Raw genomic sequence first — 20,480 nt, 5'->3', positions numbered from 1 at the left:
AGGACAAATTATGATAGGAGGGACGAAAAATTATCAAAATTTATTCCCTCTTCTTTTGCTTTTTTCAATAAATATATGTACTTTCTCTTTAAACTCTCTAACCGATATATAGCATAATCTACTAAGTCAGGGTCTGTGACACTTTGAAAATAAATTTCTGCATCTTTCAATTCTTTTATCGTTTGTCTCACTTCATTTACCAATTGATAGTTCTCACTATTGTAGTCATATATATTTTTTGTTACCGCAATCTCTTTTAAATAATCGAAAAGCATTCCCATAATATACCTCCTCAACCGTATTATTTCCTAAAATACGGTTGAGTATACATCAAAGTACCACTTCTTTTAAAATTTCTAAAGACTCTCCGCTTACTTTATTATCTTTCACCGATTTTGCAATAATGTCTATCGCCTGCTTCGGTTCAAGTCCCTTTCTATAAGGCCTGTCTTCTGTCAATGCTTGATACATGTCACAAACCGCCACATGTCTATCAATCTCTCCAATTTCGTCACCTTTTAATCCCTCAGGATACCCGCTTCCATCTAATTTCTCGTGATGATTTGCGGCCCATTCTGCTATATCATCTATTCCTCCTATTTCTTTGAGTATTTCTTTAGTATAATAGGTATGAGATTTTATAACCATAAACTCCTCTTCAGTAAGCTTGTCCGGTTTGTCAAGAATAGAATTAGGTACAGCTAGCTTTCCAAGGTCATGAAGCAACCCTGCAATTTTTATTTTCCTGGTTATCTCTTCATCATAGCCTATCACTTTCGCCATCTTATAAGCTAAGTTTGAAATACCTCTGGAATGGTTATATGTAAATCGGCTTCTGTTGTCAATAATCTGCGCGAAAGCCTCTGCTATATCTTCTAATTCCTCAATTCCTATTGAAACCGTGTCTTTAGGTTCAATCCTTTTTAATATACTTTTTATATCAAAAAATTTATAATCAAGCCAAAATTTTTCTTGTCTTGTAAGTTCAAGTAATGCATTTGCAATCACAGGATTAAACATCTTACCAGCACCACTTTTTATACATTCTTTTATATTATTCCGAATATTATACTCGCTTTCTTTCCCGACCAATGAGGTGTACCGTATATCAAATTGATCAGATATAAAAACAATTTGAGCTCCTAAAGGAATAGAATCACCATTTAGTTTAAAATGTCCGCTTCCATCGTAATTTTCATGATGATATCTTATAATCTCCGAAAAATGCTCCCCAAAAGGCAACTTCTTTACAATCTCGCTTCCTCTTTCACTATGCTTCCACCAGTCATCCGTGTTAAAGTCCTCGTATATATCTCCTTTTCCTATATCATGTAAAAAGGCAGAATAGTATACTTTTTTTGTTTCTTCTTCATTTAAATTTAACATTTCAGAAATCCTTAAAGAAATATAAGCCACCTTTCTTGCATGTCCCATATTTTTATACTCTTGAACGTCAAGGGCCAAAGATAAAGAGGACAGCAAATTATTATAATTTAAATTCACATTTTATTCCTCCTAACTGATATTTATTTTCTACTGATATATATTATACACCAATCAAATCAATTTTCCCATATAATTTCCGAGATAATATCCCAATACTCCTCCTATTAGTCCAAATATAATTGTTAAGGACATATATATAAATGCATGAAAATATTTTTTATTCTTGATTAAGTCTACTGTCTCATGGGAAAAAGTTGAGTATGTTGTAAAAGCACCTAGAAATCCCGTTGTCAAAAAAAGTTTAACATCATAGCTTAAATCTACATTTATTTTAGGACTTGACAAAAAATTTAATAAAAATGCACCTAATACATTTATAATGAAAGTTTCGATTGGAATAATTATTTCTCGATTTTCCTTTATATGCCGCGATATTTCATATCTCAATATTGCTCCAAAAATTCCTCCAATTCCCACATACAGTATACTTGTTATCATTCCTTCTCCCGCTCCTTTAGCAATTCAAAAGTTTTGTCAGCAAATTTAAATCCTAAATAAGACATCAAAAGGCCCCCAATTATCGATAAAGTCACATAGTTTAAAGCAATATAAATTTTCCCTGCCTTTAATAAATTTATTGTTTCCACACTAAAAGTAGAAAATGTCGTAAAAGCTCCAATAAATCCGGTTGTTATCGCTAACCTAAAATAAGTATTTACCTCATACTCCTCCATAGTAAAATTAGCAATAAAACTTAGCAAAAATGAACCTAAAATATTTATCATAAAAGTTTCAAAGGGAAATACAGTGTGATACGTTTTTGTAAAGTAAATTGCTATTAAATATCTCAGTACTGCTCCAAAAAATCCTCCAATTCCTATACAGATGTATTCCATGAAAATCCCCTTTCCGTTTACATTTTTAGGCAATAAAAAGCCCCTATTAGGCCTTACATCATCCTAATAGGAGCCATTAGCGTTTCCGCATTTATGGCGAGCTCCATCGCCTTATGTTATTCATCACAAATTTATTATAATAAACTACAAATGAAAATGCAACACTTTTTACAATTCCCTTCTACCTTCAAGAGCCCTTGAAAGAGTCACAATATCGGTGTATTCCAGGTCACCGCCTACTGGCACACCATGAGCAATTCTTGTAACTTTTATTCCTAACGGTTTTAATAGCTTAGCAATGTACATTGCCGTCGCTTCTCCTTCTATGTCAGGATTTGTAGCAAGTATAACTTCTTTTATATTTCCATTTTTAACTCTGTCTAAAAGTTCTTTAATTTTTATATCTTCAGGGCCAACGCCTTCTATCGGAGAAATAACACCATGAAGTACATGATATACTCCTTTATATTCTCGTATTTTCTCCATTGCGACAACATCCATAGGATGAGAAACAACACATATAAGAGAATGATCTCTTTCTTTATCACTACATATGTTACAAACCTCTGTATCAGTTATGTTATAACAAATTCTACAATACTTTATCTTTTCTTTTGCATCGATAATCGCTTGAGATAAGCTTTTTACCTCTTCTGGCGGCATGTTTATTATGAAAAAAGCAAGCCTTTGTGCTGTTTTAAGGCCAATACCAGGCAACTTCGACAGTTCTTCTATAAGCTTTGCTAAAGATGCAGAATAATAGTTCATTTTTTCACCTCAAAACAGTCCAGGAATGTTTAGTCCTCCGGTTATCTTTGCCATTTCAGAAGCAATCATTTCTTCTGCATTCCTTAACGCTTGATTAACCGCAGCTAATACAAGGTCTTCTAACGTTTCTACATCATCTTTATCTACAACATCAGGATTTATTTCAATACTTACAAGTTCTTTTCTACCATTAGCAACTGCTTTTACCATCCCACCACCGGCAGTAGCTTCTACAGTCTTTTGCATTAGCTCTTCTTGCATTTTCTTTATTTCTTCTTGCATCTGTTGGGCTTGTTTAATCATGTTATTTATATTAAACCCGCCCGGAAATCCGCCTTTTGCCATAACACTATAACCTCCTAAATTTTATTCTAAAAATATTTATATGCTTTTTTGAATTATTTGTGAAAATTATATTATCTCTATATCTTCACCAAAAAACTCCTTAACTTGCTGTACAAGTAATTCCTCTTCATTTTTTCTTAATTCAAACTTCAAAGGAATTGCCTTCCCAACTAGTTCTTTTAATATTCCTTCAATAAAACTTTTGTTTTCCGCTTTGCTCAATTCCTCCTTTAATAAAGCATACTCTTCAGGATATTCTACCACAATTGTTCCTTTTTTTAAATAAGGAATCCCTTTTTCTATAAAGGCGTACAAAGCTATTCTTTCTTTTTTTATCATCTCTTTTACTTCAGCCCACATTTTTTCTAGATCTATATCATCTTGATGTATTATTTGCGAGGTCACGTTTTCTTCTTTTTCCTCTTCTGGCGAAATATTTATCTTCTTATTTTCGACTTCTTCTTTTTCTTCCCTCAAAAAAAATTGTCCTTTTTCTAATTTGTCTTCTATTTGTTCTACTCTTGCTAACAAACTCATCATATCGTAAGAAATTTCCGGCTTTATCAACCTCAAAATAGTCACTTCTAAAAGGGTTAACGGAGATATAGCATATCTAACTTCTTTTTGCAGATTTGTAAATTTTTCTAAAGCGTTAGTCAAAAAAGCTGTACCAAAGTTTTGCACTCTTTCTTTTACAGTTTCTACATCGCTATATAAAATTTCTTTTAATTCCTCTCCTCCTGTTTTGTAAAGCACCATATCTCTCAAAATATAAGTTAAGGACTTTAAAAAATTCCCCACGTCTATTCCATAGGACAAAATTTTATCTAATTGTTTCAATGAAGCTGCTACATCTTTAGCATTCATGTAATCTAAAAGAGAAAATAACATTTCATCATTAGCTACACCTAACATTTCGCATACATCTTCATAGGTTATAAGCCCTTCTTTGTAAGAAGCACATTGCTCTAGTAGACTTATCGCATCTCTCATAGAACCATTTCCATAGAGGGCAATAGTTTTAAGTCCCTTTTCTTCAATTTTTATTCCACTGTCATTGCAAATTCTATCAAGATTTTGAGCAATTAGCCGCGTAGGTATTCTTTTGAAGTCAAACCTTTGACACCTTGACAAAATAGTATCAGGCAATTTATCCGGTTCAGTAGTAGCAAGAATAAAAATCACATGAGGAGGAGGTTCTTCCAACGTTTTTAAAAGAGCATTAAAAGCCCCCGTAGAAAGCATATGCACTTCATCAATTATATATACTTTGTACTTAGCTTGAGAAGGAGCGTAAATTACAGATTCTCTTAATTCTCTTACATCATTTACACTGTTATTAGATGCAGCATCAATCTCTAAAACATCCATAGTAGTGTTATTATTTATAGCTTGACAAATCTCACAAGAATTGCAAGGCTCTCCCTCTGTATTTTTTAAACAATTAACTGCTTTTGCAAAAATTTTGGCTACACTGGTTTTCCCTGTTCCTCTTGTGCCTGTAAAAAGATAAGCATGTCCTATCTTATTAAGCTTTATTTGATTTTTTAAAGTTTTTACAATATGCTCTTGCCCCACCACCTCTTTAAAGCTTTTGGGCCTGTACTTTCTATATAAAGACTGATACATGTTTAACACCTCGTTATTTTCAATTGTAACAAAAAAAAGATATATTTCTACATCTAAAATTTTAAGAAACACTTTCAAATATCTGATTTTTTACTTCCTCTAGCTTTTGCCTCGCATTCATGTAAATTGAGATAAATACATCTACTATTTCAGGATGAAATTGAGTACCTTTATGTCTTAAAATTTCATTTACTGCTTCTTCAATAGTCATTCCTTTTCTATAAGCTCTATCAGAAGTCATTGCATCAAAGGCATCAGCCACACCAAGAATTGCTGCTTCTATAGGGATTTCTTCGCCTTTTAAACCATAAGGATAACCTTTCCCATCATATCGTTCATGGTGTTTGGAAATAGCTTCTAATATTTCTTTCGGCAGATCTATAGGCATTAAAATTTTTCTTGATATCTCTGGATGACTTTTTATAACGTTATACTCTTCTTCCGAGAGTTTGCCTTTCTTTAGAAGAATAGTATCAGATATACCTATCTTTCCTATATCATGTAATATCCCTGCAATCCTTAATTGTTCTATTTTTTCCCTTGAAAAGCCCATATATTCCCCTATTAAAACAGCATATTGAGATACTCTCATAGAATGTCCTTTCGTATATAAATCCTTTGCTTCCATTGCATAAGCTAAAGCTTCTATAGTCTTTATATAGACTTTTTTAATCTCGTCATACAGTTTGGAATTTTCAATTGCCACAGACACTGCGCTGGCAATAGATCTCAATAAACTCATATTTTTGACCGTATTTGCTGCAGTCCAAACTGTTAAAATTCCCTTAGTTTCATTTCTAAAAATTAAAGGCACTATCACAACTGAATAAACATCTTTAGCTGCAAAAATAGGTGTTATTTTTTCACTATGAGAAAACTCTTCTACATCTTTTATTTTTATTTCTTTTTGATTTACTAATTCATTTATGTCCTCTTCTGATAATTTAATTTCTTCATAGACAGGATAATCTTTTAATTCTCCCCCTTTTACAAGTAAAACAAACTTATGAAAATACGGATTATATTCTCTTATAGTGCACAAAGGTGAATTTAACAATTCAGCAACTTTTTCTACTATGTTATTCAATACCTCTTTTATGTCACTTCCCGATGTAAGTAGCCTTCCTACATCACTAATAGCCAATATTTCATTATTCTTTTCAGCTATCTGTTTTTTTACATAATACATTTCTGTAATATCTCGAGAAATGCCTTGAATGCCTACCACTTCTTCATCAATTTTTAGCCTTTTAACATGGGTTTCTGTTATAACCAATAAGCCTTCTTTGTTTTTAAAATTGATTTCTGAAAAATTAATTTTACCTTCCATCATGTTTTTCAAGATTTCTCTGCTGTCTTCATCTACAATTTCAAAAATGCTTTTTCCTATCAATTCGTGAGGAGTATAATTTAAATACCTTATAACTCGTGAATTGACAAATTCAATAATAAAATTTTTATCAGTCACCCACAAAATATCCCGAATATTTTCTACTAACAATCGATACTTTCTTTCAGAAATTTCTAATTCATGAGTCAAAGTCTCTAACTGCTCGTAAGAAGCTTCTAATTCCGCGTTAAACTCCTGTAATTCTTCATTTTGTTGTATTAAACTTTCCGTCTGTTCTTTTAATTTTTTATAACTTTGAGATAAGTCTCTAGCCATGGAATTAAAATTCTCTGAAAGTTCCCTAAACTCTTTTGAATCAGTAATATTTAACTGATAATCAAAATCCCCGCGAGAAATCCTTTTAACAGCTTCGTTTAATTTTTTAATAGGTTCAGACAATTTTTTAGATAAAAAACTCGATAGCCCCAGCGAAATTAATAAAATTATTCCCCCTATAAAAACTCTATTTTCAAACCCTGACAAAAAATGAGCTAATGACAATGAGTAAACAATTACAGAAATTCCAAATAAAGTAAAAAATATCCGTGTATTATAATATCTTTTAAACATACTATCCTCCATCTCTTTTCTTTTGTAAGAATAAGTTCCATATATTTATTTCGGCTAAAAGCCTTCACATTTTAAGTAAGAGTTATAAAAAATAATAAGAAATATTTTCCAGTAAAAGAACAAAAATAAAAGGCCGTACACCCAGCTTCGACCTGCCACCATAAGCGTTACATAAGCAGTTAGCTCCACTCAAGCTCCCCTGCGGCACACGGAAGTGTTTGCTTACCGCTGCTTCCTTCCGGACCTGACGGGGTTCGCAAATTTCCGTTGCGCAGGACTCAAGTATCAACGCCACTTACTTATGCCAGACCTTACAATGGTAAGGCCTCAGCCTGGGAATTCGACCCTGCTATAGCGGGTTGCAGGTTACAGGGCACCGCTACCTCCCCATCTAGTACGGCCAAGAATTACCTTTTTCATGGCGGAGAGAGAGGGATTCGAACCCTCGGTACCCCTTTTAAAGGGTACACACGATTTCCAGTCGTGCACCTTCGTCCACTCGGTCATCTCTCCACGTTTTACTGGACTTCAACCCATGTAATTACTCCACCTTTTTATTCAATTTTCATGGCGGAGAGAGTGAGATTCGAACTCACGAGGCGAAAAATTCGCCCACTCGCTTTCGAGGCGAGCGCTTTCGACCACTCAGCCATCTCTCCGCACTTATCCCCTTAAATTTTCAAAGAAATCTTTTAAAAGAGTTTTGCATTCCTCTTCCATTATTCCAAAATACACTTCTGTTTTACTTCCTAAATAGCTGTTATTTAAAATATCAACTACTGTACCTGCAGCACCTGTTCTTTCACTTTCCGCTCCTATATATACCCTCTTTATGCGGGATTCTAAAATAGCTCCAGCGCACATAGGGCAAGGCTCTAAAGTCACATACATGCTACAGTCATCAAGTCTCCAACTGCCAAGAGTTTTACAAGCTTCTTTTATCGCTAATATTTCCGCATGAGCTGTTGCATCATTTGATGATTCTTTTTGATTGAATCCTTTCCCAATTATTTGTCCGTCTTTTACAATAACAGCTCCAACAGGTACTTCTCCAAGTTGGTAACTTTTCTTCGCCTCTAAAATAGCAGCTTCCATGAATCTATTAATCATACAATCCACCGTAAATATGCATGCCCACAAAATAAACCTGTGGCTTTTTATTTGTACTCTGCATAAAGGTATTTTATCAGAGAATTATTTAAGTGTCAAGTATACTCCTACTTGAATTTATTTAGATCACAAACAATACAATATAATACACTATCAAAAGTATTGCACCTAGAGGAACAGCAGTTCGTGCCCATTCTGTACTTTTTATTTTTAATTTTCCCGCTGAAATGATGTTTGGAATATTACCTGGAATTAACATTCCTCCACTAATAAGCATTCCCATTAAAATAGCTCTTATCTGTTCCGGCGTCATTGATGGAGAAATTTCTGCTGCTGCTAGCGTAGCATTATCAACAATTGCGGAAATTGTATTTACCCAGTATAAAAGCTCACTTTTCATTTTAACAATATATAAATCAATTATAGGCTTAAAACCTGTTCCAAGTAGCTCTAATGCAAAAATAAAGACGAATACTTTAAAAGCTCTAATGAATACTTCTTTTGTATTCTCATCTGCCTCAACATCTTCTGTAGGCTCACCTATCCCACTTTCTCTTTTTGCAAAAAATGTTCCTATTAATCCAAGAGCTAAAATTGCAATTATTATATCAATACCTATTAATCGTGCAAGATAAAAAAAGTCAGCGTGTAATTTAGATACAACAATAGTAGCCAATGGCTCTCCTACAGGCGTTAAAACAGCACCAAGACCTATGGAGAAACAAGCAATGACAATCAAATTTATTTTGTTTTTTCTAGTAAGAGGCAAGTAGTTTACGACCTCAACCAAAACCAAAGAGGCAATTATTGCTGTAATAATGCTTGACATGAGCCCAAGTACCACGATTATAATGAATGCGAAAAGCCTCAAAGATATTTTTTCTGCAACTTTTTCAACACCTATTTTCAATTTTTCTTTTAACAATGTAAAAATTAACCCTGCAATCAAAACTGCCAAAGTAATATAGTAAATGAGTGGATTTTTAAAAATATGGAAAAACAATTCTGCACTAAATTGTTTTGACACAATTACAGATATAATTCCCATTGTAAATAAAAAATATTCCAAATTGTGTTCTACTTGTTTTACCACAAATGGCAATAACAGAATAAGTACTAAAATTACAACTAATGCTGTTACCATATATTATACCTCCTTGTAAGATATATTTAGATACAAAAGAGTATATAAACACGAACATTAACTTTTGAGGTGCCCCAGGGGTGTTGCAAAGAGTTTTTGTTGTATAATACTCATAGGATAGTGGCATCGACATAAATGCCTCCTGGGAAGCCTTCTACTAGCTTATTTCATCAAAATAGCACGTCGCCCATCCCTTGAGTATATACAATTGGGTTAGTTGAGGCCCCCTAGGGTATCCTCGCTTCATATGCAAGGCTGTATACTCAAGTAATGTAGGGAGGAACTTATGAAGTCTTTCTAAAAGCATTAAATGAGGTGATTTTTTATGATAAACAATAATATTGTTGTGGGAATTGACGTTTCAAAGGATTTTAGCTATTTTTGCATGATAGGTCTTTAAACATCCTTTGCCGTCAATATTTTAGGTTGTCAGATGATTTTGCAAAGTATAAAAATCACCTCTCTGCTTTCGTAAGTCAGCTCTTTCCCGGTTATGATAAGGTATTTTCTGATATTACTTCTGAGTCCCCTTTGTATATTCTTGAAAATTTTTTTATGGCAAGTTTTTAGATGCTGATAAGAAGATTTTAGTGCAAACTATTGCTAAGCTTGCCCGCAAGGGCTACAATTGGGCTTTGAAGAAATATAATGCCTTGATTGAAATGGCAAGAGAAACGTCTTTTATAAGTAAATTCACCAAAGACGCTCACTACTTGCTTTGCTCTAAATCCTATTACTTCCCACGTCTTATGGTCGCGTTCCTTCATTAGACACGTATCCAACTCTTCTTATGCCCATCCAAGAATCTGGTTGCACACCTTCTGAAAAAGCTCATGGATACCTTTTTCAAGTTCATAAAAATCTTTACTCTTATAAATTGCAATATTAAATGCAACACTTAATGAAAATCATGTAGATATAGGATTTGGGACAAATCATATATAACCTTAAGCCCATCTTAGTTAACAAATTGAGCGAAGGTCGTAATTTGTCAAGGGTTTAAGTCAGGCGAAGCCTGCCCCTTGACAAATCACGAGCGAGCTCTATACTTTATAAGAGATGGGCTTAACAGATTTTTGCCAGTTCCTCATAAAAGCATTCTTTAGGTGTTTTATAATTTAACAATTTTCGTGGAAGGTTATTAAGCCAATTTTCTACTCTCTTTATCGTATCTATAGATAAATCTTTAATACTTTTTCCTTTAGGGATAAAACGTCGTATAAGACCATTATGTCGTTCATTCGTAGCTCTTTCCCAAGATGAATATGGATGTGTATAATATACTTCTACCCCATATTCTAAAAGAGTACTTTCTAAAATCACTAAAACTCTGTACCATTATCAGATGTTATGGTTTTAAATACTTTGTTTAAATTATCACCAAATTATATCTTTTAATTTTGATAGTGCATCTTTAACAGATTTGCTGTCTTTTGCATCTAAAAGAAATATTATTTCATGGCGAGTCTTACGCTCTGTTAATGTTAAAAGGACCTTGTCATTAGACTTCTTGCCAATTAACGTATCTATTTCCCAATGTTCAAAAACTTCACGGCTTTCAACTTCTTTAGGCCTAAAATCAATACTTTTACCCATAATACGTTTATTTTACGGTTTTGCTTCTTCCTTGGTTTTAAACGTAGTTTTAAAGGTAAATCAATGTTTTTAACTTTTAATAATCCTCTATCTATATAGTTGTAGAGTGTTTTAGTACAAACAATGGTTTTATTATTCCAGCTTGGGTCCTTCTTACAATAACCTACAACTGCATCCGGCGACCATTTTTCATGTAATATTTTATTTTCAGCATATTTCAAAAAATCTTCTGCTTTAGCTGCTTTAAATTTAGCTCCACAATTTGAACGATTTTTTTCGTAGACAGCCTGACCAGTTTCAGGGAAATAGCTTGTATAAGAAGACAAATCACTTCTAAGTTGTGTAGTAGTTCCACGTTTAATTTCACGGCTTATGGTACTTGGAGATCGATTAAGTTTTTTAGCAATATACCGAATACTCCTTCCTTCCTTGAGTAATGCATAGATTTCTCCTCGTTCATAGCTACTTAAGTGTTTAAAAGAACGCTTTTTTGTGGTACAATTATTATGAACCATAGTGAAAATCCTCCTTGTATGATGTTGATTTGACACCTATATCATACATGATTTTCACTATGGTTTCTATTTTTTTATCTGTTGCATTTAATTATACAACTAACCAGAATCCCTTGAAATAATATTTTAATGCGCCTGCAAAATTTGTTCAAGTTGTTCAATGGTAGGTATACCTTCAAAAACTTTTTTGCCTTCCATTATCCAGGCAGTTTTACCACCTTTTATATTGTATTTGAGCAGATAAAGAAAAAAGAAAAAATTCCTCGAATCCACAACTTCAACCTCGATTTCGGGATGTTTTTCATAAAGATGTTTCAATACTACTGATAAATTTACAGGGTCATCCGCCGATGGGTGGACGCTAAAGTCTTTTATTTCTCTCAGATCCACGTTTACACATCCTGTAGTATTGTTAAAAAATTCAATCGAGTAGGAGCTGAATAATTATTTTATTCAGCGTCCTCTCACACCACCGTACGTACCGTTCGGTATACGGCGGTTCATTAGGAATTGTGTACAATTAGATATCTTTGGGATAAACTCTTATAACCTATGCTTTCAAAGTATTTATTTGTAAGAGTCTTATTTAGGATTGGGCTATTGGATATTCTCCAGTAGCCTTTCCTTGTATTGGCGTATTCCCAGGCTTTTTGTTCTTCTACTCCTAGTTTTACTAAGTTATCATGCTTCGTTTTTATCTTCTTCCATTGTTTCCATATACATGCCCTTAGTCTTCGCCTTATCCATTCGTCAAGGGTTTTCATTATGCTTTTCGCGTCTGCTAATCCAAAATAGTTGACCCATCCTGTTGTTATTTGATTTAGTCTTTTTATTCTGTTTTCCATGCTTATTCCCTTGTTCCGATTGGTTATTTCTCTTACTTTTTCCTTAAACCTTTTGATGGATTTTTCATGGATTCTTATTCTTACTTCGTTTTCTTTTGTATAGAATGAAAATCCAAGAAATTTTCTTCTCCATGGTCTATCTACAGCACTTTTTGCTTCGTTGACTTTTAGTTTTAATTTGCTTTCTATGAATTTCTTTATGCTCTTCATTACTCTGTTTCCTGCAGACCTGCTTTTTACGTATATGTTGCAGTCATCTGCATATCGGCAGAATTTATGCCCTCGTTTCTCAAGTTCTTTGTCTAGTTCGTCCAACATTATGTTTGCTAATAGGGGACTTAATGGCCCTCCTTGGGGTGTCCCTTCTTCTGTTGATACTTTGATTCCGTTTATCATTACTCCTGATTCTAGGTATCTTCGTATTAACTTTAGTACCCTTTTATCTCCTATCCGCTTTTCTAGTTTGGACATTATTATGTCGTGGTTTACTCTGTCAAAGAACTTTTCTAAGTCCATATCTACAACCCACGTGTATCCTTCATTTATGTATGCTTCTGCGGCTTTTATTGCGTCTTTTGCACTGCGTCCTGGTCTGAATCCATAACTGCTATCAGAAAATGTATGGTTGTAGACTTTATTTAGTATTTGGGCTATTGCTTGTTGTATTAGTCTGTCTAGTACTGTAGGTATTCCTAGTAGTCTTACTCCTCCATCAGGTTTGGGAATTTCTACTCTTCGCACTGGTTGTGGTTTGTATTTCCCCTCCAGCAGTTGTTGTTTTATGGTTGCCCAGTTTTCTTTGAGATACGGTAGAAGTTCATCTACTCCCATCCCATCGACTCCATGGCTTCCTTTATTTGCAACAACGTGCTTGTATGCTGCTTCCATGTTCCCTCGTTCTACTATCATTTCAAGCATCTTGCCGGTATATCTTTGTACCTCGTTTCTTCCATCTTCCGACGCCGATGATATACTATGCACTTCCGTTGTCTTTTGAAATTCCATTTCTCTATTCAACGGATAGCCTCTTTGTTGAGTTGTCTGCAGTCTCTGCATATCTTTCGAGTCCATAAGATTTCCAAAACCTCCTAACGTTCGGTCCTTCCTTATCTATTCATGACTAGATAAGTACTATGACCTCTGCTGACTTCTCAAGGTTCAGCCATACATCACTGCATGGGTTGTCACTTCAGATTTTACTTCCATGACTTATCCTTGAGACCTCCCCGGGTAAGAACGATAACTTTCATCTCATATATCTGCCAGATTTACTGTATGGGATTCGGGTAGTGTTGGACTTCGTTTTGTTACGCAAACTCATCCATCCCAATTCAGCCTCTTATCTGGTTCTTGTTCATCAGACCGAGATTTTGCCTTAAGCTTCCTTCAGATTCCACCTCACGATGGACACCCTTGCTCTTGGCTAGTGGTTCCCACTACCAAGCCCACAGCGGACTTTCACCGCCTAGTTATCGCCCATGCCGGGCGCACGCAAAGACCAAGAGGCGCCGTTTAGCGCCTCTTTTTTTAATATCATTCATACTACTTATGCCTTCTCCTCCTCTGTTTTTTTCTTAATTAACGCTAGGTAAGCTTCCACAACCAGCCAAACAGCCAACACAATAAGTATTATAGAAACAATTCCCAATGGAAGTGTAGGACCGCTAAGATTAGCCTTGATTAGCAGTATCAATGCTGCTAAAGTTGTCACAATCATAAACACCATGGGCAAACCAGTAAACCAGGCTGGTTTTTTCAATCCCTTCATTATGTAGGCTGTTATGCCTAATAATGCTAGACCTGCTGTTAATTGGTTAGCGGAACCAAATACCGGCCAAATGAGCTGCCAAACTGGAGTTTCACCACTTTTCATAAATACTAATACCAAAGCTGCCAAAACCGTAATGAGTGTTGCAGTATACTTATCAAGTTTACCTGAGGTTAACTCTTGAAGCTGATACCTGCCCAAACGCGTCGCAGTATCCAGTGTAGTAAGAATAAACGTATTGATAGTAAACATGCCAAAAGATATACCAACTTTTTCTGGCAAACCAAATAAACTCCAAAACTTAGCAAAACCGACGCCGTAAGTGTACTGTGGATTAGCTGGTAAACCTTCAGCAGGAGACAAAATTTTACCAGCCATTATTATCGTAATCAAAGCTATAACAGCAACTACCCCTTCTAATAACATGCCTCCATAACCAATAAACTTGGCATCTTTTTCATTTTTTAACTGTTTTGCCGTTGTTCCACTGCCCACCAAAGAGTGAAATCCACTAATGGCGCCACATGCAATGGTAATAAACAGGATAGGCCATAGGTAGTTACTGCCACCTGCATACCAACCTTTAAAAGCATCTAAGTTTACAGGATACTTGCTACCGCCAAACAAGATGCCTATCGTGCCGATAAACACACTCAAATACAAAAACCAGGAAGAAAGATAATCTCTGGGTTGGAGTAATAGCCAAACGGGAAGCACAGAAGCAACCGAAATATAGACAATTAATATCCACCGCCATGTATTAACATCCAGCTTGAACACAGATTGCACCAAAGGTGAATAGTTGCCCCAGAAAATTGCGCCTATCACAAATGGAAGCATAATAAGAGTAACCCAGCCCAAGGATAAATTGTACTTATACACCAACAAGCCGAAAATAACAGCTAATACAATATACAGAACTGCACTGAAAGCAACAGCAGGGTCCCCAGCAAAAGAAGTAACTGCCAGTTCCAAAAAAGCCGCCACCACCAGCACTAATGCAAACCAAGCAAATGCATTGAATAATACTTTGGCCCGTTTACCTATGTAGCGGTTTACCAGTTCTCCCACGCTAAGGCCTTTGTGCCGTATGGAACCTACAATAGCACCCATGTCATGAACACCGCCAAAAAAGATAGAACCAATCACAATCCATAAATAAGCAGGAAGCCAACCAAACATGGAAGCAGCTGTAATAGGTCCAACTATGGGACCTGCACCTGCAATACTGGAAAAATGGTGCCCTAAAAGAATCATTGGATGGGTTGGTACGTAATCGATGCCATCGTACAATTCGTAAGCGGGAGTTTTGTTGTTGTTATCCAAGTTATACAGCTTTTCTTGCCATCTCCCATACAACCAATAAGCTAAGACAAACAATAATACCGCCACTACAAATAACGTTAAAATCAATTCAAACCCTCCTCACTATATATTTCTAAAGCCCTTAGGGCTTTAGTGCTTGTTTAACCTCACTCCTCATATCGTCAAATAACTTTTCCTTGCCCTCCAAAAAACCAATGTATGCCCATCCCCTTAATCCAAACCAAAAGGATTTCTTGATTATTTTCCCTTGACCAGGTAACAAGAATCTCTCCACCATTACGTCGGGAATAGGCTTAATTAGTGGCAAAAGTTCCTCCGGCGTTAAATCTACTACAATGAAATCCAATAACTTGTAATCGGCAATTTTCCCTAGTATTCCACTCTTTTCCATAATAAAAACTCTTCTGTATAAGCGGTGTCCCCTAAACTCATGGGGTTCATAATAAAACTCTCTCAATTTGCTTTCATCTAAAGCCAGTTTGTATTGCATTTTTCCTTCCTCTCGCTTCCTTTCTTGCTTGATATAGTTTTATTATAGTAGTGTTAACGTATACATGAGTTATCTTAGAAAATTCCCCTATGCACTTCAAAATCCTTTTAATTAGTATTATACATCATATATATGTCCCTGTCAAGATTTCACAGGTAAATTATAGTGTAAAATTATCGTAGGATTTTTAGGTGATAAAAAACAAAAGGTAACCCCCGTGATAAAATAGAATTTGAAAACAAAATATCGCAGAAAGGGGTGTCTCTTGTGAAAAAAATTAGTTTTGAGGATATTATACTACAAAATGCAATAAATCTCACTCATGAAGTGACAGAAATTTTTAGGAAGTTATTAAGTAACACCAATATACAGAATTTTAAAAGCAATAAAATATGAAAGTGTGATATAAAAAACATAATGGATGGAAACCTTGATTTAATGAGATTTCAGGGGTTGTTTTTAAAAAATATCCTACAGTATCTTGACACTATCTAGGTAAATGTGTGGATATAACTCTGTAAATGGCTGACATTTTGCACAAAGGGCGGTACTTGACCGCCCGGCACTCAAGTAAATTTACTATTCCCTTGCTTTGCTTTTTGATAACATGTTCGCTTGAGTGCCGGGAAACTTAGCGAGACCGAAGAAGAAGGCAGGCCGAAAGCAAGAATGCCAGATGCTGGCTTAAGGCAAGGCTTAAAAGGGCAGGAACCCCACCGGAATCCGAGGTCTAGCGTTAGTTTAGTCTGCGAGGATACCAGAAAAATTTAAACAAAATTCCAACTATATTATTTTAATACTAAATTTTACACTATGTCTCCTTGACTTATTTAGATCACAAACAATACAATATAATACACTATCAAAAGTATTGCACCTAGAGGAACAGCGATTCGCGCCCATTCAGTACTTTTTATTTTTAATTTACCCGCAGAAATGATGTTTGGAATATTACCTGGAATTAACATTCCTCCACTAATAAGCATTCCCATTAAAATAGCTCTTATCTGTTCCGGCGTCATTGATGGAGAAATTTCTGCTGCTGCTAGTGTAGCATTATCAACAATTGCAGAAATTGTATTCACCCAGTATAAAAGCTCACTTTTCATTTTAACAATATATAAATCAATTACAGGCTTAAAACCCGTTCCAAGTAGCTCTAATGCAAAAATAAAGACGAATACTTTAAAAGCTCTAATGAATACTTCTTTTATATTCTCATCTGCCTCAACATCTTCGGTAGGCTCACCTATCCCACTTTCTCTTTTTGCAAAAAATGTTCCTATTAATCCTAGAACTAAAATTGCAATTATTATATCAACACCTATTAATCGTGCAAGATAAAAAAAGTCGGCATGTAATTTGGATACAACAATAGTAGCCAGTGGCTCTCCTACAGGCGTTAAAACAGCACCAAGGCCTATGGAGAAACAAGCAATAACAATCAAATTTATTTTGTTTTTTCTAGTAAGAGGCAAGTAGTTTACGACCTCAACCAAAACCAAAGAGGCAATTATTGCTGTAATAATGCTTGACATGAGCCCAAGTACCACGATTATAATGAATGCGAAAAGCCTCAAAGATACTGCAACTTTTTCAACACCTATTTTCAATTTTTCTTTTAACAATGTAAAAATTAACCCTGCAATCAAAACTGCCAAAGTAATATAGTAAATGAGTGGATTTTTGAAAATATGGAAAAACAATTCTACACTAAATTGTTTTGACACAATTACAGATATAATTCCCATTGTAAATAAAAAATATTCCAGATTGTGTTCTACTTGTTTTACCACAAATGGTAATAACAGAATAAGTACTAAAATTACAACTAATGCTGTTACCATATATATACCTCCTACTTTTGCATATGTTTATCAATATGATCACAAAGAGTAATTTTTATCCTAATATTTTCTTGGCTTTCCCAGTATTATACCCTATATCATCTCCCAAAGATTCATCCGGCATAAGCTTAAATTTTTGCTTTATATGCTCTACCTCTTCCTTTGCACTCATCGATTTTACTGTCTTTACTTTGTATATATAATGTCTTGACATCTTTAATGAGTTAGTTGGACAAACATCTACGCAAAATCCACAAAAACTACACCTTCCATAATCAACAACTGGTTTTTTAATAGCTCTGCCTTGCTCATTTTCGCCAATAACTTTCATTTCTATAGCATCGAAAGGACATATTCTCTGGCACATTCCACATCCAATACATTTGTTTAAATCATTGGTATGAAGCCCTCTATAAATAGGCGATACGCCATCTTTTGGAAACACTTTCAAAATTTCTTTAGGATATTTTACTGTCATAGGTTTTTTAAATAAATTTTTAAGGTTAGTAAGTGGGGAATATACACTCTTATCTCCCAGTGACATATCGTTACTTCCCTCCTATTTATCTATATCAGGCGGACAAATTGCAAGTGATGCCATCCACGCAGCTACATCGTCTATTTTCATTTTGGGAAGATGTTTTTGCGCAAGCAGTAATCCCGCAGGAAGAGAAGGCCCTCTAACTGCAACTCTGTATGGTTTCATTCCGCCGTCTGACACTACATAATATCCAAACTCTCCCTTTGACGATTCAACTTTTGCATATGCTTCTCCTTTTGGCACTTTAAGTGCGGAAAGATTTCCAAGATTTAGTCTAATCTCTCCTTCTGGCATGGTCTTAAGTGCCCGCCTTATAAGATTAATCGTTTCTTCAAACTCCAATCTTATTTGAATAGCCCTAGTTAATGCATCTCCACCTTCTTGTGTTATTACTCTAACGTCAAGGTAGGGGTAAGCTGCATATGGATCATCAACTCTTACATCATAGGGGTTACCTGATGCTCTAAGATTCGGGCCAGTAAGCCCATATTTTACTGCATCTTCTTTAGAGACATAACCTAATCCTTTTAATCTTTTGTGGATTATAGGATTTTCAAACAGTAATTTATCATATTCAATTAGCCTTTTTTCTAAATGGTCCAATACTTTATATAGTCTTTCTACAAAACCATCAGGCAAATCATTTCTAACGCCTCCTGGTATGCTAAACATGTGGTATACTCTTGCTCCTGTTAACCATTCGAATAAATCAAGTATTAAGTCCCTATCGGCGGTCATAATGTTCATAGCCGTATATAGACCTACAGCTGCAGCAAGGGCACCCATTCCCATTAAGAAAGAAGACAGCCTGCTCATTTCAAGAGTGATTGTTCTTAAAAATTTTGCTCTATCTGGGATGTCAACCCTTAGTATCTTTTCAATGGCTGTACAATAGGCTACTTCATTGGGGTCTGGATCAGCAACACATATTCTAGGAACAAGTGCTATATTTTGAACCCACAGCTTCTGTTCCATTAATTTTTCAAATCCTCTATGCAAATGTCCTGCATTGGGTCTAACTTTAACTATTTCTGTCCCTATCATTTCAAGTACATAGCCAAAATTACCATGCATTCCTGGATGATTAGGACCAAAAAAAAGCTCGTATACAGTTAAATTGTCTTTTTCAGCTATTTTGCTCAACATATATGATGGTGAATCCATCATATATCACCTCCTTATCTCGGCACCAAACAATCTTACAGAAAACTCTTTTGTATCAAAATCTTTTCTAAGCGGCGGTATATCTACCCAATTTTCCAAGAACAAAGGAGATAAATCTTTGTTTCCCTCAAAAATTATCCCAAAAAACTCGTGTATTTCTTGCTCATAAAACTGCGCTTGTTCCCAAAGATTTACTATCGTTGGTATAACAGGATTATTTCTGCTTATTCTTACTTTGTTTAAAACATGAATTTTATGGGTGTAAGACCAAACATGATAAACAAGTTCAAATTCACCTTCATCTATAAAATCAACTGCATTTATAAATGATAGATGATCAAAACCTATTGACCTTAAAAATACCAAATGGTTTAAGAGGTTATCTTTTTTAATATTTACACTTATTTGATTTGGATAAAGGTCTAAAACCTCTACTCCTTTTTGATTTAAAAGTTCTATTATGCTTTCTTTATCAAGTTTCATAATTCCCCTCCTTTTCTTGATAAATTGACTCTGTTTCGCTGCTTCCTAATATTGGGGCTGTTTTCCTTAAAACTCTATCCTGGTTCTTTTTATAGTATTCATAGTTTTCTTTGTATTTTTTGTACGCTCCTCCCTCGCCAGACTGTATCATCTCCATTAGCGTTTGCAATGCATCTATAACTGCTTCTGGCCTAGGCATACAGCCCGATACAGTAATATCAACAGGAATATATTCCGCAAGATTTGTTATGGTGTTATAAGAATCCCAGTAAATTCCTCCATTTACTGTACACGAACCAAATGCTAAAACCCATTTGGGTTCTGGCATTTGTTCATAAATCTTTATAATCCTCTTTAATGTCTTTAGTGAAACATATCCTGTTACTAAAAGGACATCTGCCTGTCTTGGTGTCGCCATTGGCACTATGCCAAATCTTTCAATATCCCACCTGGATGTCATTGAAGGTGGTAGTTCCACTGCTCCGCAACCTGTACAGTAATGAAGTATCCATATAGATCTTTTTCTGAAAAAATCTATCAAATTATCAATATAGCTTCTTTTATCATTAGCCTTTAAATCTTCCATTCAAATTGCCCCCTTCTATTA

General features: G+C 35.0%; 20 protein-coding genes, 2 tRNA genes, 1 other RNA gene, 2 pseudogenes and 1 riboswitch. Of the genes and pseudogenes, 1 reads left to right on the top strand and 24 read right to left on the bottom strand.

Annotated elements, in window-relative coordinates; all coding sequences use genetic code 11:
• Positions 1-8 precede the first annotated feature (8 nt).
• The 19 genes and pseudogenes from THEWI_RS00320 to THEWI_RS00240 form a co-directional block, all read right to left on the bottom strand.
• Positions 9-281: a DUF2508 family protein gene (locus THEWI_RS00320; RefSeq protein WP_006569873.1), complete on the bottom strand. Its 273-nt coding sequence runs from the start codon at positions 279-281 to the stop codon at positions 9-11.
• A gap of 49 nt (positions 282-330) precedes the next feature.
• The gene (locus THEWI_RS00315; protein ID WP_014062017.1) at positions 331-1,503 is read right to left on the bottom strand and encodes an HD-GYP domain-containing protein; all 1,173 of its coding nucleotides are present in this window, start codon (positions 1,501-1,503) and stop codon (positions 331-333) included.
• A 54-nt stretch (positions 1,504-1,557) separates the two neighbouring features.
• A complete protein-coding gene (gene crcB, locus THEWI_RS00310; protein ID WP_208854406.1) occupies positions 1,558-1,941 on the bottom strand; it encodes a fluoride efflux transporter CrcB in 384 nt (127 codons plus the stop codon).
• Positions 1,941-2,342 (bottom strand): fluoride efflux transporter CrcB, encoded by a 402-nt coding sequence (gene crcB, locus THEWI_RS00305; protein ID WP_014062015.1) that lies wholly within the window; start codon positions 2,340-2,342, stop codon positions 1,941-1,943. Before crcB (THEWI_RS00305) ends, crcB (THEWI_RS00310) begins: the two co-directional genes overlap by 1 nt.
• A gap of 60 nt (positions 2,343-2,402) precedes the next feature.
• Positions 2,403-2,462, bottom strand: a riboswitch (Fluoride riboswitch).
• Positions 2,463-2,510: 48 nt separating this feature from the next.
• The gene (gene recR, locus THEWI_RS00300; protein ID WP_014062014.1) at positions 2,511-3,110 is read right to left on the bottom strand and encodes a recombination mediator RecR; all 600 of its coding nucleotides are present in this window, start codon (positions 3,108-3,110) and stop codon (positions 2,511-2,513) included.
• 9 nt (positions 3,111-3,119) lie between these two features.
• Complete coding sequence (locus THEWI_RS00295; RefSeq protein ID WP_004399453.1) at positions 3,120-3,455, bottom strand: YbaB/EbfC family nucleoid-associated protein; 336 nt, start codon at positions 3,453-3,455, stop codon at positions 3,120-3,122.
• 66 nt (positions 3,456-3,521) lie between these two features.
• On the bottom strand, positions 3,522-5,084 hold the full coding sequence (dnaX, locus tag THEWI_RS00290; protein ID WP_041589278.1) for a DNA polymerase III subunit gamma/tau: 1,563 nt from the start codon (positions 5,082-5,084) through the stop codon (positions 3,522-3,524).
• Positions 5,085-5,145: 61 nt separating this feature from the next.
• On the bottom strand, positions 5,146-7,044 hold the full coding sequence (locus tag THEWI_RS00285; RefSeq protein WP_014062012.1) for an HD domain-containing phosphohydrolase: 1,899 nt from the start codon (positions 7,042-7,044) through the stop codon (positions 5,146-5,148).
• A 133-nt stretch (positions 7,045-7,177) separates the two neighbouring features.
• Positions 7,178-7,444: signal recognition particle sRNA large type (gene ffs / locus THEWI_RS13705), an RNA gene on the bottom strand.
• A gap of 19 nt (positions 7,445-7,463) precedes the next feature.
• Positions 7,464-7,557 (bottom strand) — tRNA-Ser (locus THEWI_RS00280).
• 55 nt (positions 7,558-7,612) lie between these two features.
• Positions 7,613-7,703, bottom strand: a tRNA-Ser gene (locus THEWI_RS00275).
• 4 nt (positions 7,704-7,707) lie between these two features.
• The gene (gene tadA / locus THEWI_RS00270; protein ID WP_004399459.1) at positions 7,708-8,154 is read right to left on the bottom strand and encodes a tRNA adenosine(34) deaminase TadA; all 447 of its coding nucleotides are present in this window, start codon (positions 8,152-8,154) and stop codon (positions 7,708-7,710) included.
• Positions 8,155-8,275: 121 nt separating this feature from the next.
• Entirely contained in the window at positions 8,276-9,298 is a 1,023-nt protein-coding gene (locus THEWI_RS00265) for a DUF1646 domain-containing protein (RefSeq protein WP_014062011.1), read from the bottom strand.
• Between the two features lie 674 nt (positions 9,299-9,972).
• Positions 9,973-10,176 (bottom strand): annotated as a pseudogene (locus THEWI_RS14505) (UPF0236 family transposase-like protein); the annotation flags it as partial.
• 187 nt (positions 10,177-10,363) lie between these two features.
• Positions 10,364-11,409 (bottom strand): annotated as a pseudogene (locus THEWI_RS00260) (IS30 family transposase).
• A gap of 126 nt (positions 11,410-11,535) precedes the next feature.
• Positions 11,536-11,799: a hypothetical protein gene (locus THEWI_RS00255; protein WP_014062010.1), complete on the bottom strand. Its 264-nt coding sequence runs from the start codon at positions 11,797-11,799 to the stop codon at positions 11,536-11,538.
• 113 nt (positions 11,800-11,912) lie between these two features.
• Positions 11,913-13,325, bottom strand: coding sequence for a group II intron reverse transcriptase/maturase (gene ltrA / locus THEWI_RS00250; protein ID WP_014062009.1), 1,413 nt, complete (start codon positions 13,323-13,325; stop codon positions 11,913-11,915).
• 475 nt (positions 13,326-13,800) lie between these two features.
• Positions 13,801-15,435 carry a carbon starvation CstA family protein gene (locus THEWI_RS00245; RefSeq protein WP_014062008.1) on the bottom strand — a complete coding sequence of 545 codons (1,635 nt, stop codon included), beginning with the start codon at positions 15,433-15,435 and terminating at the stop codon, positions 13,801-13,803.
• A 34-nt stretch (positions 15,436-15,469) separates the two neighbouring features.
• Positions 15,470-15,838: a hypothetical protein gene (locus THEWI_RS00240; RefSeq protein ID WP_006569865.1), complete on the bottom strand. Its 369-nt coding sequence runs from the start codon at positions 15,836-15,838 to the stop codon at positions 15,470-15,472.
• 267 nt (positions 15,839-16,105) lie between these two features.
• On the opposite strand from THEWI_RS00240, the gene THEWI_RS15195 reads away from it, so the two are divergent.
• Positions 16,106-16,234 carry a hypothetical protein gene (locus THEWI_RS15195; RefSeq protein WP_279624988.1) on the top strand — a complete coding sequence of 43 codons (129 nt, stop codon included), beginning with the start codon at positions 16,106-16,108 and terminating at the stop codon, positions 16,232-16,234.
• 434 nt (positions 16,235-16,668) lie between these two features.
• On the opposite strand, the gene THEWI_RS00235 is transcribed toward THEWI_RS15195, so the two are convergent.
• Genes THEWI_RS00235 through THEWI_RS00215 form a run of 5 tightly spaced genes read right to left on the bottom strand, consistent with a single transcriptional unit; the run spans position 16,669 to position 20,459 of the window.
• On the bottom strand, positions 16,669-17,685 hold the full coding sequence (locus THEWI_RS00235) for a DUF1646 domain-containing protein (protein WP_014062007.1): 1,017 nt from the start codon (positions 17,683-17,685) through the stop codon (positions 16,669-16,671).
• A gap of 55 nt (positions 17,686-17,740) precedes the next feature.
• On the bottom strand, positions 17,741-18,229 hold the full coding sequence (locus THEWI_RS00230; RefSeq protein WP_014062006.1) for a 4Fe-4S binding protein: 489 nt from the start codon (positions 18,227-18,229) through the stop codon (positions 17,741-17,743).
• A 15-nt stretch (positions 18,230-18,244) separates the two neighbouring features.
• Positions 18,245-19,393, bottom strand: a complete 1,149-nt coding sequence (locus THEWI_RS00225) for an NADH-quinone oxidoreductase subunit D (RefSeq protein WP_003869954.1) — start codon at positions 19,391-19,393, stop codon at positions 18,245-18,247.
• A gap of 3 nt (positions 19,394-19,396) precedes the next feature.
• Complete coding sequence (locus tag THEWI_RS00220; RefSeq protein WP_003869955.1) at positions 19,397-19,873, bottom strand: NADH-quinone oxidoreductase subunit C; 477 nt, start codon at positions 19,871-19,873, stop codon at positions 19,397-19,399.
• Positions 19,863-20,459: a NuoB/complex I 20 kDa subunit family protein gene (locus tag THEWI_RS00215; protein WP_014062005.1), complete on the bottom strand. Its 597-nt coding sequence runs from the start codon at positions 20,457-20,459 to the stop codon at positions 19,863-19,865. Before THEWI_RS00215 ends, THEWI_RS00220 begins: the two co-directional genes overlap by 11 nt.
• Positions 20,460-20,480 lie beyond the last annotated feature (21 nt).

This window comes from Thermoanaerobacter wiegelii Rt8.B1 (assembly GCF_000147695.2).
Classification (GTDB): domain Bacteria; phylum Bacillota; class Thermoanaerobacteria; order Thermoanaerobacterales; family Thermoanaerobacteraceae; genus Thermoanaerobacter; species Thermoanaerobacter ethanolicus.
This window is presented reverse-complemented; position numbering and strand designations above follow the sequence as displayed.

Coding starts and splice junctions, on each gene's coding strand:
- THEWI_RS00265 (WP_014062011.1), bottom strand. CDS start 9,298: ATGGTAACAGCATTAGTTGTAATTTTAGTACTTATTCTGTTATTGCCA.
- tadA (WP_004399459.1), bottom strand. CDS start 8,154: ATGATTAATAGATTCATGGAAGCTGCTATTTTAGAGGCGAAGAAAAGT.
- THEWI_RS00295 (WP_004399453.1), bottom strand. CDS start 3,455: ATGGCAAAAGGCGGATTTCCGGGCGGGTTTAATATAAATAACATGATT.
- THEWI_RS00230 (WP_014062006.1), bottom strand. CDS start 18,229: ATGTCACTGGGAGATAAGAGTGTATATTCCCCACTTACTAACCTTAAA.
- THEWI_RS00240 (WP_006569865.1), bottom strand. CDS start 15,838: ATGCAATACAAACTGGCTTTAGATGAAAGCAAATTGAGAGAGTTTTAT.
- recR (WP_014062014.1), bottom strand. CDS start 3,110: ATGAACTATTATTCTGCATCTTTAGCAAAGCTTATAGAAGAACTGTCG.
- ltrA (WP_014062009.1), bottom strand. CDS start 13,325: ATGGACTCGAAAGATATGCAGAGACTGCAGACAACTCAACAAAGAGGC.
- THEWI_RS00235 (WP_014062007.1), bottom strand. CDS start 17,685: ATGGTAACAGCATTAGTTGTAATTTTAGTACTTATTCTGTTATTACCA.
- THEWI_RS00225 (WP_003869954.1), bottom strand. CDS start 19,393: ATGATGGATTCACCATCATATATGTTGAGCAAAATAGCTGAAAAAGAC.
- THEWI_RS00220 (WP_003869955.1), bottom strand. CDS start 19,873: ATGAAACTTGATAAAGAAAGCATAATAGAACTTTTAAATCAAAAAGGA.
- THEWI_RS00285 (WP_014062012.1), bottom strand. CDS start 7,044: ATGTTTAAAAGATATTATAATACACGGATATTTTTTACTTTATTTGGA.
- THEWI_RS00320 (WP_006569873.1), bottom strand. CDS start 281: ATGGGAATGCTTTTCGATTATTTAAAAGAGATTGCGGTAACAAAAAAT.
- THEWI_RS00215 (WP_014062005.1), bottom strand. CDS start 20,459: ATGGAAGATTTAAAGGCTAATGATAAAAGAAGCTATATTGATAATTTG.
- dnaX (WP_041589278.1), bottom strand. CDS start 5,084: ATGTATCAGTCTTTATATAGAAAGTACAGGCCCAAAAGCTTTAAAGAG.
- crcB (WP_014062015.1), bottom strand. CDS start 2,342: ATGGAATACATCTGTATAGGAATTGGAGGATTTTTTGGAGCAGTACTG.